Genomic DNA, 17,866 nt, shown 5'->3' with positions numbered 1-17,866 from the left:
TGATACATCCTTGTTTTGCGTGTGAGAAATTGAACGGCTCAGTAGAACTGCGAGCGCAGCGGCACGAGCGCGTCCAGGGATGTCCCGTCGCCCAGCTGGCCGTCGGAATTACGGCCCCAGGTCCACACCGTGCCGTCCATGCGGATGACCAGCATGTGGTAGTTGCCACCTGCCGCCGCGATGACGCCGTCCGACAGGCTCGTCACTTGCACGGGCGTGTCGTCGTAAATCTCAACGGTGTCGTTGCCCCACTGGCCCCAGCTGTTGTCCCCGGCGGTCCACACCGCGCCGGTGAAGTCCGCAGCGAGCGATACGTACGGCGCTGCCGCCAGCGTGGTCAGTCCATTGAAGGGCAGGGCGCCCATGATGGGGGAGCGATAGGGGCGCATCAACTCGCCGTAGCCGTTGGCGCCCCAGCTCAGAGCTGTGCCGTTGGCACTGAGCGCGAACGAGCGGTAGGGGCCCGCGACCACGGAGACCGCGTCGGTCAGTCCCGGGCCCTGCGCGGGGGTGTACCGGTCGGTGAAGGTGCCGTCGCCCAACTGGCCCAGCCAGTTTCCACCCCAGGACAAGACGATGCCGTCGTACGTCAGCGCCAGCGAGTGGTCATCGCCCGCCGCGACGGCAATCACGCCCGTCAGCCCCGGGACCTGAAAAGCGGTCGCATGGCTCACCGTCGTCCCATCCCCCAACTGCCCGTAGTCGTTGCGGCCCCAGGCCCAGACGGTGCCGTCATGCTTCAGCGCCAGAGCGTGGGTGCCGCCGAGCGCGACGGCGGTGATGCCCTCGATTCCCTGCGCCTGGACGGGGGTGAGGCGGTCAGTGGACGTGCCATCCCCTAACTGGAAGCTGCTGTTGACGCCCCATCCCCAGACCGTACCGTTGGCGCGCAGCGCAAGAGTGGTGGCCTCGTTCGCAACGACCGTCAGCACCTCAGTCATTCCCGGCACGGCCGCAGGGAGCGCACGCCGCGTGGTGGTGCCGTCGCCCAACTGGCCGTTCCAGTTGCCACCCCAGGACCACACCGTCCCGTCGGCGCGTACCGCCACTGAGTGATGCCTGCCTCCCGCCACGGCCAGGGCCGTCCCCAGCCCCTGCACCGGCTGCGGTACGTAGTGCCGGACCACCGCGCCATTGCCCAGCTCGCCGGAGAGGTTGCCACCCCAGGCCCACACCGAACCGTCAGAGCGCAGGGCCAGCGAGTGATGGGCGGCCGCCGCCGTGGCGACGACGCCCGTGAGCCCCTGGACCTGGACGGGCGCGGAGACGTCCACGGTCGTCTTGTTGCCGATGCCCAACTGGCCATTGCCGTTGGTGCCCCAGGTCCAGATGGTGCCGTCCGAGCGCTGTGCGAGCACGTGGATGGAGGCGCTCACGTCGGTGATGCCCGTGAGCCCCGGCACCTGCACCGGGGTAGCGCCGCCCAGGCCAATGTCTCCCCAGGCCCAGACCGTGCCGTTCGACCTCACGGCCGCGGAGACGCGGTAGCCCGAGGCCATCGCGACGACTCCCGTCATGCCCGGCACCTGCACGGGGGCGCACTGCGTCTGGCCAGAGCCGTCCCCCAGCACTCCATAGGCGTTGCTGCCCCAGGCCCAGAGGGTGCCGTCGGAACGCACGGCCAGCGAGTGGTTGTATCCGCCCACGACCGCGACGACGCCGGTCAGCCCCTGCACCTTCACGGGCGTGGCGCGATCAGTCGTCGTGCCGTCGCCCAACTGGCAGTACGCGTTGTCACCCCACGCCCAGACCGTCCCGTCCGGCTTCACGGCCACGGTGTGCGCGAAGCCAGCACCCACGGAAGTGACTCCGCTGAGCCCTGCTACCTGGGTGGGCACCTTCCGGAACGTAGAGGTGCCGTCCCCCAGCTGCCCCGCCGAGTTGTCGCCCCAGGTCCACACGGTGCCGCCCGTGATCAGCGCCACGGAATGGTAGTAGCCCGCGCTGACGGACACCGCGCCCGTCAGACCCTGCACCTTCACGGGCGTGGTGCGATCCGTGAGCGTGTCGTCCCCCAATTGCCCGTCGCTGTTGCGGCCCGCTGACCAGACAGTGCCGTCCGGCCGGATGACCAGGGAGTGCCGGAAGCCTGCCGCGACCCGCGCGCGTGGACTGGAACGCTTGATGGCAGAGGTGGACGACGCCACCGCCGTCTCGTCTGACTCGGGTGGGGGTTGTCCGCAACCCATGAACAAACCCAGCCCCAACAGCATGGGCAGCCAACAGCCTGCACGGTGATTCATCCCTGTCTCCTTGAATGCCTGCCTGTCGGCTATTACGACAGTTCAAGAAAGACGGATAGGTTTGGGGGAGAGAGGCGCTGGAACCCCCGCTGATGCGAGAGAGTCGGCGCGCAATGCGTCATCACATGGGGCTCAGCCCCAGGTCGCCATCTGCTGGGCGGCCCTGGCGAGCGCCATGACTTCGTCCCGCCCCAGCGTGACTTCCTGGGCGAGCAGGGCCGTAACCAGTTCGTGATCTCCGAGCACCGGGACGTTCCTCGGTGGCTCCCTCACCACGAGCTCCGCGTCCACGAAGACCAGCAGGCTTTGGACCCAGAGCGAGCGGAGTCGCGTCGCCGCGAGCAGCTTTTCACGGACCCGCTTGGCCTCTGCTTCGCCCTTCCTCACGTAGTCCTTGTTGGAGCCGCCGACCTTGATGACGTTCCCGGCGACCCACACGTTCTGGCGGAGGAACTTGGTGTTGATGACGTAGACGCCCGGCGGGCCAATCACGAGGTGATCCACGTTCGCGCCGTTCTGGCCAATCCTGACGTCGTGCTGGATGAACCAGCCCTGCGCTCGCAGGGGTTCGAGCAACCGGCCTACGCGTTCCTCGCCTTCGGCGCCGCGCCCCCAGGCACGCTCATCGGTGTGCATTCCGAAGAGCCGCGTGAAGAAGGTCTTGATCGGCGCGGCCTTCGCGAGCGCGTTCTGCTTCTCTCGTGCGCTCTCTCCGGGCCGGCGGACGGAGTACCCCGCGGCGTTCGGATCATCCGCTCCGTTGTGTTGCTTCGGCATGACACCCCCACGCATGACCTTGGTTGAGCCGGACTGAGCATACCCCTCCGGAGGGATTTAACGGAGAGGGTGCGGAGGCCTATTGGTTCCGCCATGCCAACGCGCTCCCTCGTCGTGGTTTCAATGTGTGTCTTCCTGTCTCTCGTCACTGCCTGTCTGGGGGATGAAGGGTCCCTGGGACCCCAGATGTCTCCGGAGTCCCTTGTCACCGTTTCCGACAGCCTCGTGGGCGCGGTTGTCTGCGAGCCCGGCAGGACCTTCTGCGACGGCGCGCACCTCTTCTCGTGCAGCCGCTCTGGCAGGGATGCGTTCAGTCTTGGTGCTTGTGCCGGAGGCTCGGAAAGCAACCCGGTGGGCTGCTTCACGACGGATTGTCCCGGTGGCGCCACGGCTTGCTGCCGTCCCGCGAAGGCCACTTGTGACTGGTCGTTCACGAGCCCCGCCATCTCGGGTCGCACCTATGCCTTCGATGAGAGCAGGGACAAGGAAAACTATTGCGTGGCGCCTTCGACCTGCGACCAGAACAGTTTCACCTTCTACATTGATCCGCCCAAGACGACGGGAAGCTGCCCCGAGATGATCGGCCGCTCCATCCAGGTCATCATCGGCCGCCCGCTTCCGCTGGCTGGACAAGTCGTGACGCTGCCGGATTCGAGAGTCACCATTCATTCCGGTAGCGCTACGACCGCCTGCTCCGCATGGAGAGGGACGCTCATCGTCCATTCGGATGTTCCCAGTTGGCGGGTCAGCATCGATGCGACGTGCAGCAATCCAGCGTCGAGCGACATCCGCATCGTGGGAACCGCCAGCGGCGACGTCTGATTCAGCTATCTGTCCGCCACGGCCAGGACGAAGCGCGCGTAGCCCAACTCCGCCGCGTTCTTCATCAGCTCCACGTTCACCCACGCGACGATGTCCGCGAAGGGCCTGCCCTCCAGGGGCCACCGGGTGCGCGTCGACGCGTCTAGCTCGGAGTCGTCCAGCCCCATGACGGCGCTTCGCCACTGGTCGTGCAGGCGTGTGATCCATGCCTGCACGCCCTCGGCGGTTCCGGGCCAGTGCACGTCCTCGCGCTTCAGTGCGCCGGTACCAAACGAGTGGTCATGCACCATCGACCACCAGAACCCCATGTGCCAGGTCAGCCAGGCGATGGACGCGGGCCCGATGTCATAGCCCTCTGACTCCGGCCACTCCGCGCGCCAGACGCCGTCCGTGCCTTGCTCCACGTGCAGGCCCTTTCGTGCGGGCCGGAGCAGGCACTCCTGCGTGGTGAGCCCGTTGAGATGGTATTGGGTGAGCGCCCAGGCCGTGTCCAGCTGGGTCAGCAACACGCTTCGAAGGCTGCTGTTCTCCTGGGTTTCCATCCAGCGAGCCTTCCATGGCGGAGCACGTGCCTCAAGACCCAGCTGGACCCCACCGGCGGGTCATGGAGAAGCGGGCGGAAGGGGAGGTGGCCCGCGGAGTCCTTTATCCGATGGGAACTGGCGAAGGCGGACCCCCGATGAATCTCGCGGGCGTCAACAAGTAGTGAAGGCAAAGCGCGAAAAGGCCACCGAACAGCAGTAACGCCACGGCCAGCGCGGCTCGCCGTCTCATCGGCGAGTCTAGGCGCGAATGGAGGAGCACCGCGGGGCCAGTAACGCCGATCGCCAACCAGATGATGAGGCAGGCCAGTGAGGCCCCGAGCCAAACAGTCGACAGCAATCCCAGCCGCTCGGAATCGGTCATCAGCGTGAAGCCCGACAGGACCCAGAGGCTCGTGAGCAGACTACCTACCGACAGGGCCGCTCCCAGTCGCCGGAGCCGCGTGAACCCATGGAGCCGTGCGAACGCCTCCAGTCCGAGGTCCAGTGTCGCTATGAGCAACAGGGGGGCCACCATCAAGGCGAAGGGTGGTGGAAACGCGAAGAGCGCATTGAAGGCGACGACATAAACCCAAGGCGCGGCGAGCAGGCCCGACAGCAGCGCACCGAGTCCGATCGCGCCCGGGTTCTTCCAACGTGCGGCGGTCATCGGCGTGTACCTCCAGGAGGAACGGGGACTCTGAACTCCCGCTCGAAGGTGTCGCTGTCTGGGGTCGAGGCGGGGTGGTCCGGTTCTACCTCGTTCCGGAGTATCCCAGGCGGAGCCGTATTCGCATGATGCCCGCGGAGGTAGTCTGTCCGGCATGCCGCTGAAGGTGATGACGCTCAACACCCTGATGGGAGGCGAGGAGCGGATGCCGCTGCTCCTGGCCCTCATCGCCCGTGAGCGCCCGGACGTGCTCGTGCTGCAGGAGTGCCTGGGTTGGGAGGACGGCGAGCGGCTCCGTCAGGTCGCCGCCGCGCTCAACCTCCCCGCCACCGACGCCCACGTGAGACTGGGCAGCGCGCGTCCCCGTCCCAGCGGCAGCCGCTACCACGTGGCCGTCGCGAGCCGCTTGCCCCTGCGCTCGGTTCGCGCCCACGCCAATGCCCATTTCATCGGCCACTGCCTCCTTGAGTGTGAACTGGAGACGGGCGCGGAGCCGCTGACCCTCTTCGCCGCCCACTTCGACTCCCACCATGAGTCCCTGCGCTTCGTGGAGGCGCGCTATCTGCGCTCCCTCATCGAGCCCGCGGCCTTTGGTGAGCGGGCCTTCATCCTGGCCGGGGACCTCAACTCCCTGTCCCGCGCGGATCCCTATCCGGTGGACCTGGCCGACCGCGTCCGCCGTGCGCGGGTGGACAAGTATGGCCACCCGCCACGCTTCGACGTCATTGACGACCTGGAGGGCTTCGGCTGGCTGGACACACTCCGACTCAAGCCGGCCGATTCCCAGTGGGTTACCGCCCGGCGCCAACGCGAGGGGGAGGTCATCGACTTCCGCACGGACTTCGTCTTCGCCTCGCCCACGTTGGCTTGGCGGCTGCTCGCGGCTCAAGTGGTGGACGTAGGCACGGCCTCCGACCACCACGCCGTGACAGCGCGCTTCAGCGACGCGTAAAGCGCCTCCTCGTGAACAAGAAGAGCAACCTCTGCTTCTCGGCCCAGCGTTCAGATGCAGAGATCGTTTGACGCGAGCGTCGAGGCTTGATCCTCTTCGAGGATGAGCGCTCACCCCATTGAGTTCGACCCACAGCTGGCCGCCCTCCTGCCCGCGCTGGAGGGGTATGTGCCCCGGCAGATGACGCTGGCGCAGCTGGAGCACTTCCGTGGCTTGAGCCGCGTGGCCCGGGAGGACCTGATTGGCGACGCGAAGGTCCACTGCGTCGATTACAGCATCCCCGGTTATCAGGGCGCAGAGATCACGGTCTCGGTCATTGCCCGGCAGGGCCACTCGGTTCCGGGGCCTGCCGTCTATTTCATCCATGGCGGCGGGATGGTGATGGGGACCCGCTTCGCGGGAGCGAAGCCGCTCGTGGACTGGGCGCTCCGTCATGACGCGGTCTGCGTGACGGTCGAGTACCGGCTGGCGCCCGAGCATCCGGCGCCGACCCTGGTGGAGGACTGTTACGCCGGGCTGCTCTGGATGGCTGCGAACGCCGACCGGCTGCGGTTTGATCCGAAGCAGTTGGTCATCTTCGGCGGGAGCGGCGGTGGCGGGCTCGCGGCCGGAACCACGCTCCTGGCCCGGGATCGGCACGGCCCGAAGCTGTTGGGTCAACTGCTGCAATGCCCGATGCTGGATGACCGCAACGAGACGGAATCCGCCCGTCGGTATGACGGCGTCGGAGTCTGGGACCGCACCAGCAATCTGACGGCCTGGCGCGCGGTGCTGGGCGAGCGCTGTGGGGGCCCGGACGTGTCTCCCTATTCAGCGCCCGCGCGCGCCACGGACCTGCGGGGGCTGCCGCCGACCTTCATCGACGTCGCGGCAGGGGAGACGTTCCGGGATGAAGCCGTCGCATATGCGCGCGGCATCCTTGATGCCGGCGGCGAGTGCGAACTGCACGTCTGGGGCGGAGCCTTCCATGGCTTCTACGACATCGCCCCCCAGTCTGACGTGGCGCGCGCCTGCATTTCGACGCGCGACGCGTGGCTGGGACGGATGTTCGCCCGCGGTGTTGCGAGCGGGGGCACACTGCCTGTCCCATGAGTGTGCATCCCTCTGCGCGCCTGCGCCCCGCCCGCCTCGACGAGATCGCGCGTGTGCGCGAAATCGAGCGCCTCTCCGCGCGCCGTTTCCTGGGCACGGACCTCGCGGCCCTGGTGGAGGATGAACCCACCGACTCGGCCACGCTCGCGGCCCGCATCGCCACGGGCGGGCTGACCGTCGCGGAAGGGGAGGATGGGCGTCCGGTCGCATTCCTGATGGCGCGACCCGTGGAGGGTTGCGGTTACATCGAGCAACTGGACGTTCTGCCGACCCATGCCGGACGGCGGTTGGGCGCTGCGCTGATTTCGGCCCTCGAGCCGGCATGGCCCGCCCTGTTGCTCTCCACCTTCCGCGACGTGCCGTGGAACGCGCCCTACTACGCGCGGCTGGGCTTCCGGGTCGTCGAGACCCTGACGCCGGCCCTGGAGGTCATCCGGGCCGAGCATCTTGCACGGGGGCTCGACGAGAGCCGGCGGGTGTTCATGCGCAAGGACAGGATGCCCTGATCACGGTTGTGCCACGCCCGTCTCGTACGCCTTGCGGACGGTCTGGGCACAGGCGCGTGACTTCTCGCCCTCCTCGTTGCCGAGCTGACGGCTGCGAGCCAGGACCATGTACCGGGTCCTGGCCGCGTTCACCCACGGGTAGAAGCCGAACGCCCCCGCCGACGAGTGGCCCGTCACGGTCCAGGAGCTGCCGACGGTCTCTCCTTCGATCCAGTGTCCGAGCCCGTAGTACGCCTCGCCCGCGGCGGACCACGGCGTGTAGGCCACGTTGGGGCCTCCCGACCAGGCGGGGACGGAGTCCACGGTCAGCTTGGAGGACAGCGCGTACTGACTGTTGATCATCTTCAGCAGGAAGACGCGGTACTGCGCCGCGCTGCCGGAGAAACCTCCCGCCACGGCGACGTCGCTGTCGGACTCCGGGAAGGTGGTGCCCAGCAAGGGATTGAGCCAATCCATGACGCTCAGCAGGCCGGTGCCCTTGCGCGCACCGATGTCATCCAGGGCCAGCTTCTGCATGTGCCCGCCGTTGTAGAAGAAGCGGCCGTTCTGGAGCGGGCGATAGGTGACGTCCTTGAAGGACGGTCCGTAGCACGCGGAGACGGTCGTCCCGGCGGCGTCACACAGGGTGGTGTTCTCGTCGATGTAGCCGCTGGTGAAGTTGAGCCGCTTCTTGTCGTCCGAGGTCAGGTTCGCGTAGCCCTTGGACTGCACGTAGGCCCCTGCGTACAACCACTTGCTCGCGGACGCGATGGGCATCACCGTCGTGGCCGTGACGCCGCTGCCCTTCGTGAGGCCGTAGAGCAGCCCGGACCCGTTGCCAATCTCCCAGTAGAAGTTCCCGAGCGGTTTGCAGCCCGCCGCGTTGTTGGCCGTATCCAGCGCGGCCTGCTCGTGCACGGTGAGGGCCGCCTGGGACGTTCCCCAGGTCACGCCATCACTGGAGTCGAGCGTGTCCTCCGGGCTTCCACAGCCGGCGGTGCCCAGGGCCCACAGCGCGCACGCCCAGGTGAACTGCGTCGTTCCGCTTCGCTTCATGGGGACTTCCTCCAGGAAAGCCCTCATGAACCCGGGCCGCGCGCGGAAGTTGCGCGGGAAACGCGCTCAGAATCTGAAGTTCCACCCGGCCAGGTGCTGCAGGTCGCGGGCGCCGCCGTGGGGGATGCGCTCCGGCACGGGCTGGCCGTGCGCGGGGGCGGGGACATCCATCGCGATGCGTTTGACCCCAGGAGTCTTGTCGAGACCGCTGCACCAGGTCTGCCAGCGCTCGCCATTCAGGCGGTCCCGGAAGCCGATGACTGTCAGCTGGTCCGCCGTGGGCGGAGTGGGGGAGAGCAGGTCGAGGAACTCCATCCGGCCCCGGCCGTCGGTGCGCACCTCATGGCAATAGGCGGCACCCCACAGGTCCTCGCGGAAGCGAATGGCATACACGCTGCCCGGGGCTGGCGGGCCGGGGATGGACTTGGGCCGGGCGCCGGCCGGGCTGGCCGTCTTGCGGCGCGCGGTAGGCGCTGGTGGTGGCGGGGTGGGCTCCGCCTTCGGTCGCTCGAGATGGCCGAACAGCGTGGCCACCAGCGTCTCCTGGAGGCCCTCCTTCGCCGACCACCACGCCAGCGGTGCTGGCACCTCCACGCGGACCGATGGGCGCTGGTCGCGCTCGATGGCGGTCGTGAAGCGGGTCATCAGGCCCGGGTGCTCGGGCGTCTGCAGGATGCCGATGAACGCGAGCGCTTCCAGCACGGTCCCGCAGCGCGAGGGACGGCTGGCGCTCAGGAGTCCGGCCTTGTGGAGCGCGGTGCGCGCCTGGCTGTAGCGTGCCGTGGAGGGAAGGCCGCGCAGCAGGTCGAGCACCTGGTGGAACACCCAGACGTCTCGCGGCGTGGGCTTCGGCCAGGCGGACGGTGGACTGGCGATGGCGGCGTTCAGTGCGAGGACGCCGTCGGCCGGTTGGGCGTCACCCCAGCCCGCGCCCTCCAGGTGACGGAAGTACGCGGCCTGGGTGGTGTCGATGACGTCCGCCTTGAAGAAGCAGACACGGCAGCTGCCGCCGCCCATGGGGTCCTCGGCGTGGACCGGCATGGCGCGCCCGAGGACAGCGGCGGGCAGCACGGTCAACCAGGCGAGGTCGGCGGACCCCATCGAGGCCACGAACGCATCCGCCGCGGGGCGCAGGTCGACCGCCGCGGCGGACTGGCGCAACCGGGTGATGACCTCGTCATGTCCCCACTGGATGAAGACATTGGGCACCAGCCCGGTGTCCCTCAGTTGCTGATGCTCCGCCTCCGTGAAGGTGGAGGGGATCCGATGGCTGTAGCGGCCCTCCGCATCGAAGTGGCTGTTGCGGGAGTCGTAGACGCGGGCCAGCAGGGCCATGACGGAGGTGTCGGGCTGGGTCATCTCAAGGGTGCGGCGAGGGAAGAAGCCCTCGTTCTATCGTGGAGAGCGGCTGGCGCGTCACGGCCAGAAGCGGACCAGCCCCGGCTCCGGCACCGTCTGCGCGAGCAGACAGCCATTGGGCTCACGGATGAAGCCAGACACGGAGTTCAGCCGGGCGTCCAACCGGACGAGACCGTTGGTGCCAAACCCCGGGTCCACCGCCCCGTGCCGGGTGAAGCGCACCACCGCCAGCCCTCCACCCCCCTCAATCTGTCCCTCCGTGTAGGGCGTGCCCACGTCATCGAAGAACAGCTCATTGGCCGAGCCGATGGCGAGCTGGCGCGGCGGCATCGTGGTGCTTCCCGTGCCGAAGTAGATGCGCGTGCCGGCCTCGTTGTACCACTGCACGAGGAGGTCATAACCGGGGGCATACGTGTTGAGGAGCGAGACGAACCGGCCGTGCCCGTCCGTGGCGACGCTCCGATGGAGATTGGGGCTGTTTTCCACCGACCACCCGGCCTGCCCGGTCTTTCCGTCCATGCGGACGAACCCCAGTCCGTGGTTGCCCGGGCTGCCACTGTCGAAGAGCGTGACGGCGATGACGATGGTGCCGTCCTTCCACTGGAGGGCCTCTCGGAGCTGGTCGAAGCGCTGTTCATAGGCCGGGAGCGCGGACGTTGCCCGCCCCTCCGTCCCGAATCCCGCGACGGGCCTGCCATCCGCCTCCCACCGCTGCACGGCGTAGATGTAGGGTCTGCTTTGGGTCGGGTCGTAGTACGTCAGGGCCACCGACACCCGGCCCGCCTCGTCCGCGAGGAGCTTCACCAGGGAGCGGGGCGCGGCATTGAACCGCGTCGAAACGACGCCCTCGTCCCCGAAGCTCGTATCGAGCATGCCCGTGGCGAGGTGGCGCGAGACGAGGAAGGTGCAGGGGGGCGCGTTGTCGCCGTCGTGGCAGTCGGCGGCGGCGCCCGCCACGAGGCTGCCTCCCGTGGGCAGGGCCTTGAACGCGAGCATGCGTGACATCGCCGGACGCGGGTGCGTCACCGACCCGAGCATCCCGAACGTCAGGTCCGGGATGCCGTCCGCATGATGGCGCTCGAGGACGTAGCCCTGGGCGCTCGGCGAGGAGGCGTTGGCGATGGGATAGGCCGTGAGCAGCTTGCCGTCCGGCGACACGTCGACGAACCGCGACCCATCCGCCCAGCCCAGGGGCACCACGGGGAAGGTGGGGTCCAGCGTGAAGGAGGGGCCCGCGACCAGCATCCGCAACGGACGCGAGGTGGACCGGCCCTCCGCGGTGGCCACCAGCGTGGCGTCAAGGCGGGTCCCCGGCCCGACGCGCCCGGACACACTCACGACCAGCGCCGCCGCGCTCGTGCCCTCCGACACATTCCGGTCGGCCACGAAGAACTCGGAGGGCAGGCCACGGATGGAAAGGGTGACGGGACCGGTGAAGCCCTCGTGCCGCTCGACGCCGACGCGCAAGACCGCGAAGTCGTCGCCGCGCACGAGCAGCTCGGACGGGGCGCTCAGGTCGACAGGCAGGGGCAGGGGCACGTCCGGGCCGGCATCCGGAGCGCCGGCATCCGCCGTGCCGGCATCCGTTACACCGCCATCCGCGGGGCCCGCGTCGGGGGATTCGACGATGACCCCCGCATCACAGGCGGCGCCGGCACACGAGGCGTCGGGAGTCGTCACGGTGGACGCATCCTGACCGCCCGCATCGGCCTGGGGTTCGACGGGGCCGGGCTTCTGGATGGGCTCCTCGTCACCACAAGCGGTGGTGAGCGGGAGGATGAGGGCGAGCGCGACGAAGAGGGCTCGCCGGCACTGGGGAGGACGGGAGGGCTGGGGCCGGTGGGTCATGGACGGGAGCAGGTACGGGTGTACCTGCCTATACGTCATGCCCACCGGTCCCTGGTCGGAGGCCCGGTCGATTCGGTCCGGCTACGGCTTCGGTGCGATGGAGACCTTCACGCCCTCGCTCCACACCTTGTGCTCGTCCGCGTAGTACAGGTACGCGCGGCTGGACGGGCCCGTGTAGGTGCCGGGCACCGCGGCCACCAGGGACAGTGGCACGTCGATGCGCTTGTTCGGCTCCATGCCACGCCAGTACAGGACGACGTCGCGCCCGAGCACCTCGTACGCATCCACCACCTGCCGCTTCACCAGCTCCTTGAGCTGGTCGTGGCGCACTTCCAGTCCGCCCGGCACGCCGAAGATGGCCACCGCCGTGGGCAGCTTCTGGCCCGTGCGGTTGGCCACCACCACCCGCGCCTCCGTGGGCTCACCCTCGGTGAGGGCCGTCTTCGCCAGCGCCACCTCCAGCGTCAGCGCCGTGTCCTTGGAGCTGTCCGGCGTCAGCATGTTGTAGGTGACCTCCACCGAGTACGGCAGCTCCGCGCCTCCCTCCATCCGCAGCTCCACTCGGCGCTCGCCCGTACCCAGCAGCGCGCTCACGTCGGGCAGCTTGAGGGCTTCCTGGGAGGAGCCGTCGAAGCGCACCGGCTCGCCCACCGGACGGCCATCCACGTAGACGCGCACCAGCCCCGGGGTGAGCTTGGACGCGCGCGCCTTGTCGTAGGCGATGATGGCGCGCAGCGCGAGCACCGTGCTCTGCGTCGCGCCGTAGCGGCCACCGTCGCTGGACTCCGCGAGGAACTTCATCGCGCGCTCCACGTTGCCCACGTAGGCGGGGTCGCGCATCCACGCCAGCGTCGCCAGCGCGGTGGTCTCGATGTTCAGCGTCTCGCCCATGCTGCCCACGATGGACTGCGTCGCGCCGTCCACCACGCCTTCCTTCCCCTGAGCGGAGGCGAGCCGGCCCATCAGCTTCCGGGCCTCGGCGGTGTCACCGGCGAGCGCCAGCACGTTGGCCGCCAGGGCCACCACGTAGCTGTTGGTGCTCTTCGCCGCGGCGGCCTTCACCGAGGCCACCTCGCGCGACAGCTCCTTCGCCTGCGAGGCCGGCTGGCCCGCGCTCTCCAGCAGCGTCCAGACGATGTACGCGTTCGACGTGTCCGGGTCCTCCACCCACACGTGCAGCGCGCGGCGCTTGCGATTGAAGCCGCCCTGGCCGTCCCGCTGCTGGAGCAGCCACTCGCGCGTGCGCTCCATCATCGCGGTGTCCACGTCGCGCACCTGGCGCATGTCCGTGAAGTGCAGCAGGCCGAACGCGGTCAGCGCCTCATGGCCGGGGTTCTGCCCGAACCACTCGTAGCCCTTCTCGGACGTCTCGTAGCCCACCAGCCGCTGGTAGCCGCGCTCCAGCTTCTCTTTCGCGCTCGCCACCAGCTCCGGGTTCACGCCGGTGTGCGTCTGGAAATACTGCTGCGCCATCGTCATGGGGTACGTCGTGGAGCTGGTCTGCTCGAAGCAGCCGGAGGGCTCCTGGATGAGGCGGGCCAGCGACTCCGTCATGTTGGCCAGCGGGCCCGGGTACACGGCGATGGACGTCCGCACGGTGCCGGGAACCAGGCTCCTGGGCAGCACCACCGGGTGCACCGCCGGTGCCTTCGCGGACACCAGCCCGCCGTAGGACACGCGTCCCGGGAAGCCCCGGGGCTTGATGGACAGCGTGCGGGTGACGACGTCCGTGTACTCGCCCGCGCTCGCCGTGAGCTTCACGTCCACCGGCTTTGCTTCCTGGCCAATCTCCAGGGAGAAGAGCTGCCGGCCGCGCGCCTGCGAGGCGAGGTCCAGCGTGGGGCCGCCGGAGACCTTCACGTCTCCCTTCAGCTCCACCTTCACCCCCGCGCCCGAAAGCCGCGCCTCCGTCCCGTTCACCAGCGCCACCGGCAGCCGCACCACGTCTCCCGACGTCACCTCCAGCGGCAGCTTGGGCTCCGCGTAGAACGGCTGCACGGACTCCAGCTCCGCCACCGCCGAACCGAGCGCGCCGTCACCGCCCACGGCTCCCGCGAACGCCTTGAACGTCGTCACCGAGTCGCTCATCGCGAAGGACACCCGCGCCTCGCCGGTGCGGGCATCCGTGCGCACCCCGGCGTTCCAGTAGAGCGTCTCCGCGAAGTCGACCCGGTCTCCCGACTTGCGGTTGGGCCGCGCGGTGTGCGCGAACTCGCGGAGGTAGATCAGCTGCCCCTGGATGACCTGCTTGTCGTCGGCGTTGAAGTCCCGCTTCGCGCGAAGGCTCCTCCTGCGCTCCATTGGCGCCTCTTCCTCCTTCGCCGCCTGGAGCACGGGGGCCGGTGCCTCCACTTCCGCGGGCGCATCCGCCGGGGGCATGGGAGGCGGAGCCGCCGCGGCGACGGGGACCATCTGGGGGATGGCCGCGCCCTCGGCCGCGCCGGCGAAGGCGTCGTCCTCGTCCTCGACGTTCTGGTCCATCAGGGGCTTTTCCATTCGCAGCATTCCCCCCACGGCGGCGCCGCGTCCGGCCTTGGCGATGGCGGACGGCCGGGGCTTGCGGACGGGCTCCGGCGGCCAGCGCACCGCGAGCACGCGCATCGCCGCGTCACCGTGCCGGGCGAGGAAGGCCTTCGTGTCGGTCAGCGCGAAGCGCCGCCAGCCCTGCGTCCCCAGCAGCAGGTCCACCGCCAGCCTGGACTTCGGATTCTTCGCGTCGAGGTAGAGCTGCGCGTCGGCCAGCTCCTTCACCTCCGGCTCCAGCAGCACCATGACCGGGAGCTGCGGCGCCTGGTCGCGCTTCTCCTGGAGCTCCAGCACCGCGTCATCCGTCACGGTGAGCATCACCAGCGCGGAGACCGGCTGACCGCCGCGCGTCGTCCGGGCCGTGAGCTGCACGGGGCCACCGGGCACGTAGCGCGTGCGGTCCGCCTTCAGCTCCACCGACAGCTCCTTCGAGGGCTGGCGGAACACCAGCCGCTCCGCGAGGGGCCGCCCGTCGTGGTCCCACACCGTGGCGACGAGCACGCCGTCCGCCTCGCCGGGGTTCAACGTCACCGGCCCGCCCTTCACGTCGTCCAGCACCGCGGAGGCGACGCGCACCTCGCGCTGGCTCAGCGTCACCGTCGCGCGGCCGACGTTGGTCAGGCCCACGACGAGCTGCACCAGCTTGCCCGCGGGAACCACGTCGTCGCGCACGCGGATGACGGCGCCCCTCGGCTTCACCTCCGGCAACGGGAAGCTCTTCCGGATGCCTGAAGGCGAGTCGATGCGCAGCGCGTACCGCACCCCCGCCTGCGGGGTCAGCTCGAAGCGGCCACGGCCCTCGTGCTCGGAGCTCACGCGGGCGACGACCTTGCCGCTCTCTACCTCCACGATCCGGCCCATCAGGTCCGCCGGCTTGCGCGCGGGCGTGCGCGCCTCGAAGTAGACGCGCGAGGCGAGCCCCGCCACCAGGTCGCCGCCCTCCGGGTACATGGCCAGGTCCAGCGTCTGGAGGAGGATGGGGATCGTCTTCGCGGCGGACTCCACCACGCCGCCGTCCTGGATGGTGAAGGCCAGCGTGCCCTCGCCGCGCTCCATGGCGGCGGGCAGCGGGAAGCTCACCGTGCAGCGCCCCTTCGCGTCCACCGTGCACGGCACCTGCGCCACGTTGGCGCCATCCACGAGCGCGTTGGCCGTCACCTTCGCGCCCGCGGGCACGCCGCCCTCCGCGCGCTTCACGTCCAGCGTGGCGGTGACGGTGTCGCCCGGCCCGTAGCCGTCCCGGAGGAACTCAATCTGGGACTTGAGCCGGGGGGCCCGGTAGGCGCGCACGTCGAACTTCCGCTCCGCGGGGGCCGCGCCCGTCCACGGATAGGTGACGCGCAGGGTGTACTCGCCGCCGGCCTGTCCAGCGGGGATGGGCCAGGCGTAGCCCCAGACGGAGTCCGCCGTGGAAGCCGTGCTGGTGGTGACGACGTCCCCCTTGGGCCCGCGCACCTCCACCTGCGCATGGAGTGAGCCCGCGTACGGCTTGCGGTTCAGGGCGTCCAGCACCAGGCCCCGCACCAGCACCTGCTCCCCGGGGCGGTAGAGCGGCTTGTCGGTGGTGACATGGGTCAGGTAGCGGTTTTCGCCCCCCAGGGAGCGTGAGGTCGCCCGGGCCGCGAGGACCTGGGGCGATAACGTCACGAAGACGGCTGCGACTCCCAGCGGCAGGAGCGCGCGCAGGGCAAACGGGACGAAGTGGGCCATGGCGGCATTCAACGGCCAGGCACGCCAGAAGTTCTAGCCCTCCCCCAGGAGGTCCTGGAGGACTCCGTGCCGCCGCTCCTGCGAGGCGCTGATGCGGCGGTGCAAGCGCACGGAGTTCGTGGCCTTGTCCCGGTTCCGCGGCGCTCAGCGAGGAGTGCCACGGAACCGAGACCCCTCCGGGTCCTTCAGCGGTCGTCGCCGTCTCGCCCCGCGGAGGCGTCTACCGTGGGACTGACCTCCTGGCGCCCGCCCGTCAGCAGCCAGGCGCGCTGACTGGGGGCGAAGCGAGGTGCGAGATAGCCATCGTTGATCTCGCGAGTCACCGCGAAGCGATTGAACGCCGTGGCGGGGATGAACAACCGCGAGTTGTCCGCGAAGCCATCCGAGGAGGAGTCGACGTCGCCCTCGGCGGCCGAGACGACGCCGTCACCATTCATGTCGACCCGCGCGACTTCCCGGGCATAGGCCTGGAAGAGGCGGCGGTTCAGGTTCTTCTCCCAGGGCATGAACGACGCCAGCCGGACATAGACATCCAGGAAGATTTCGTTGGCGAGCCCGCTCGGGATGAATCGCTGGCGGAACTCACGCTGGGAGTCGATCTCCGCGTCGAAGAGGTCCGGATCGCGGGGACGATACGGGCTGTCTCCATACTCTTGCGGAAAGTTCTTCACGCCCAGGGGCCCCGAGCCGGGGACGATTGACTTCAGCAAGCCAATCTCACCGTCCTCGAAGGCGTCAGGAGGCGCCCCAATCTTGTCGGGGAAGCCACCGGTGAACGGCAGCTCGTAGAGCGGGTGGACCCAGTTCGTGGTGTAGTTGAACTCCCAGTAGTTGTGGACATCCAGTTGCTGCAGGGCGTTGTACGCCCCCATGCTGAGCTGGATGGGAACGACGTTGCTCTGAATCCACGGGAAGCGATCGTTCTCGCTCGGGAACCGGACGCCCTTCCCATCCGTCGTGAAGAGATTCCCGGGGACGTTGTTGTGGTGGCCGATCTTCGCCAGCATCGCCGCATCGGCGGCGGTCATCGTGCCGAACTGGGCACGCCCGTCAGGACGCGGGGGCGCGACCGGCGGGACGACCAGGTCGTGGATCATCCAGCCTTCGTACCACCCGCTCTCGTTGTTGATGACGAAGAGCCCGGAGATGTCCGTGAAGACGTCGATGAAGGCACGGACGTTGTTCGGGTCGGTGGGAAGCCCGGGCTTCGGCTCGACGACGAGCCGTACCGACGCGATGGTAGGAAGACCGCAGTTGCCGCCCGTGGCCGTCAACATCGCGGTGTCATTGACGCCGGGAATGATGCTGACGAAGACGTTGCGCTCGAAGCCATTGGTATCCAGCAGGTAGTACTGGAAGAGTTGGCTCGGCGTGTCCGCCTCCGCATAGGCTTGCATGGGGAGGAAGGTGTGCGGCCGGCTTGCGAGCCGGAGGATCCGATCCTTCAGCGGCGTGGGCAGCGCGACGATGTCCCCACGTTTGGCCACAGTGGCGACATCCGCGTTGGCATTCGGGTTGGGATGGCACGGCGGCGGCGGTTGCTCCGCGTGAGCCTGAAGCGGAATCCATGGGGTGACCAGCGCGAGCCATGCGATGGCACCCATGGCGCGTCTGCGCACGTGCATGAATGGAGAGACAATGTGGGGAGCTTGCACTTCGATCCTCCTTCGGGCGGCGTGCCGACCGTGTACGGAAGAGGGCAGGGGACGCCTGCCTTGCTTCCTCGACTGCGCCGTGGATCTAGGCCCTGGCCCGCTGGACGTTCAGTGTCCGCACGTCCTTTCCGCGTGAGCAGAATGCGACGG

At 68.8% G+C, this 17,866-nt stretch carries 13 protein-coding genes; 4 read left to right on the top strand and 9 right to left on the bottom strand.

The genetic code is table 11. From position 1 onward, the window contains the following. Positions 1-38: 38 nt before the first annotated feature. Both D7Y15_RS00570 and D7Y15_RS00565 read right to left on the bottom strand, forming a co-directional pair. Positions 39-2,243, bottom strand: coding sequence for an RCC1 repeat-containing protein (locus tag D7Y15_RS00570; RefSeq protein WP_121751363.1), 2,205 nt, complete (start codon positions 2,241-2,243; stop codon positions 39-41). 132 nt (positions 2,244-2,375) lie between these two features. Further along, a complete protein-coding gene (locus D7Y15_RS00565; protein WP_158626951.1) occupies positions 2,376-3,020 on the bottom strand; it encodes a nuclease-related domain-containing protein in 645 nt (214 codons plus the stop codon). Positions 3,021-3,206: 186 nt separating this feature from the next. On the opposite strand from D7Y15_RS00565, the gene D7Y15_RS44015 reads away from it, so the two are divergent. Beyond that, positions 3,207-3,842: a collagen-like protein gene (locus D7Y15_RS44015; protein WP_148712663.1), complete on the top strand. Its 636-nt coding sequence runs from the start codon at positions 3,207-3,209 to the stop codon at positions 3,840-3,842. A 5-nt stretch (positions 3,843-3,847) separates the two neighbouring features. On the opposite strand, the gene D7Y15_RS00555 is transcribed toward D7Y15_RS44015, so the two are convergent. Together D7Y15_RS00555 and D7Y15_RS00550 are read right to left on the bottom strand one after the other, a co-directional pair. Further along, positions 3,848-4,384, bottom strand: a complete 537-nt coding sequence (locus D7Y15_RS00555) for a DinB family protein (protein ID WP_120578737.1) — start codon at positions 4,382-4,384, stop codon at positions 3,848-3,850. A gap of 103 nt (positions 4,385-4,487) precedes the next feature. Further along, on the bottom strand, positions 4,488-5,033 hold the full coding sequence (locus tag D7Y15_RS00550; protein WP_121751360.1) for a hypothetical protein: 546 nt from the start codon (positions 5,031-5,033) through the stop codon (positions 4,488-4,490). A gap of 154 nt (positions 5,034-5,187) precedes the next feature. Between D7Y15_RS00550 and D7Y15_RS00545 the strand changes: the two genes are divergently transcribed. From D7Y15_RS00545 to D7Y15_RS00535, 3 genes are all read left to right on the top strand, one after another. Then, on the top strand, positions 5,188-5,985 hold the full coding sequence (locus D7Y15_RS00545; RefSeq protein WP_120578735.1) for an endonuclease/exonuclease/phosphatase family protein: 798 nt from the start codon (positions 5,188-5,190) through the stop codon (positions 5,983-5,985). 102 nt (positions 5,986-6,087) lie between these two features. Further along, complete coding sequence (locus D7Y15_RS00540) at positions 6,088-7,077, top strand: alpha/beta hydrolase (protein ID WP_120578734.1); 990 nt, start codon at positions 6,088-6,090, stop codon at positions 7,075-7,077. Beyond that, positions 7,074-7,583, top strand: coding sequence for a GNAT family N-acetyltransferase (locus D7Y15_RS00535; RefSeq protein ID WP_120578733.1), 510 nt, complete (start codon positions 7,074-7,076; stop codon positions 7,581-7,583). Before D7Y15_RS00540 ends, D7Y15_RS00535 begins: the two co-directional genes overlap by 4 nt. On the opposite strand, the gene D7Y15_RS00530 is transcribed toward D7Y15_RS00535, so the two are convergent. From D7Y15_RS00530 to D7Y15_RS00510, 5 genes are all read right to left on the bottom strand, one after another. After that, complete coding sequence (locus D7Y15_RS00530; RefSeq protein WP_121751359.1) at positions 7,584-8,618, bottom strand: hypothetical protein; 1,035 nt, start codon at positions 8,616-8,618, stop codon at positions 7,584-7,586. 66 nt (positions 8,619-8,684) lie between these two features. Then, positions 8,685-9,977 carry a hypothetical protein gene (locus D7Y15_RS00525; protein WP_121751358.1) on the bottom strand — a complete coding sequence of 431 codons (1,293 nt, stop codon included), beginning with the start codon at positions 9,975-9,977 and terminating at the stop codon, positions 8,685-8,687. 57 nt (positions 9,978-10,034) lie between these two features. Further along, the gene (locus D7Y15_RS00520) at positions 10,035-11,864 is read right to left on the bottom strand and encodes a hypothetical protein (protein ID WP_148712662.1); all 1,830 of its coding nucleotides are present in this window, start codon (positions 11,862-11,864) and stop codon (positions 10,035-10,037) included. A 42-nt stretch (positions 11,865-11,906) separates the two neighbouring features. Further along, a complete protein-coding gene (locus D7Y15_RS00515; protein WP_121751356.1) occupies positions 11,907-16,061 on the bottom strand; it encodes an MG2 domain-containing protein in 4,155 nt (1,384 codons plus the stop codon). A gap of 185 nt (positions 16,062-16,246) precedes the next feature. Continuing rightward, positions 16,247-17,665: a hypothetical protein gene (locus D7Y15_RS00510; RefSeq protein WP_199733850.1), complete on the bottom strand. Its 1,419-nt coding sequence runs from the start codon at positions 17,663-17,665 to the stop codon at positions 16,247-16,249. Between the last annotated feature and the right edge of the window lie 201 nt (positions 17,666-17,866).

The organism is Corallococcus sp. AB030, from assembly GCF_003668965.1.
Classification (GTDB): Bacteria; Myxococcota; Myxococcia; order Myxococcales; family Myxococcaceae; genus Corallococcus; species Corallococcus exiguus.
This window is presented reverse-complemented; position numbering and strand designations above follow the sequence as displayed.

Excerpts from the sequence above, each read along its gene's own strand:
- D7Y15_RS00570 (WP_121751363.1), bottom strand. The coding sequence starts at position 2,243 with ATGAATCACCGTGCAGGCTGTTGGCTGCCCATGCTGTTGGGGCTGGGT.
- D7Y15_RS00565 (WP_158626951.1), bottom strand. The coding sequence starts at position 3,020 with ATGCCGAAGCAACACAACGGAGCGGATGATCCGAACGCCGCGGGGTAC.
- D7Y15_RS44015 (WP_148712663.1), top strand. The coding sequence starts at position 3,207 with ATGTCTCCGGAGTCCCTTGTCACCGTTTCCGACAGCCTCGTGGGCGCG.
- D7Y15_RS00555 (WP_120578737.1), bottom strand. The coding sequence starts at position 4,384 with ATGGAAACCCAGGAGAACAGCAGCCTTCGAAGCGTGTTGCTGACCCAG.
- D7Y15_RS00550 (WP_121751360.1), bottom strand. The coding sequence starts at position 5,033 with ATGACCGCCGCACGTTGGAAGAACCCGGGCGCGATCGGACTCGGTGCG.
- D7Y15_RS00545 (WP_120578735.1), top strand. The coding sequence starts at position 5,188 with ATGCCGCTGAAGGTGATGACGCTCAACACCCTGATGGGAGGCGAGGAG.
- D7Y15_RS00540 (WP_120578734.1), top strand. The coding sequence starts at position 6,088 with ATGAGCGCTCACCCCATTGAGTTCGACCCACAGCTGGCCGCCCTCCTG.
- D7Y15_RS00535 (WP_120578733.1), top strand. The coding sequence starts at position 7,074 with ATGAGTGTGCATCCCTCTGCGCGCCTGCGCCCCGCCCGCCTCGACGAG.
- D7Y15_RS00530 (WP_121751359.1), bottom strand. The coding sequence starts at position 8,618 with ATGAAGCGAAGCGGAACGACGCAGTTCACCTGGGCGTGCGCGCTGTGG.
- D7Y15_RS00525 (WP_121751358.1), bottom strand. The coding sequence starts at position 9,977 with ATGACCCAGCCCGACACCTCCGTCATGGCCCTGCTGGCCCGCGTCTAC.
- D7Y15_RS00520 (WP_148712662.1), bottom strand. The coding sequence starts at position 11,864 with ATGACGTATAGGCAGGTACACCCGTACCTGCTCCCGTCCATGACCCAC.
- D7Y15_RS00515 (WP_121751356.1), bottom strand. The coding sequence starts at position 16,061 with ATGGCCCACTTCGTCCCGTTTGCCCTGCGCGCGCTCCTGCCGCTGGGA.
- D7Y15_RS00510 (WP_199733850.1), bottom strand. The coding sequence starts at position 17,665 with ATGGGTGCCATCGCATGGCTCGCGCTGGTCACCCCATGGATTCCGCTT.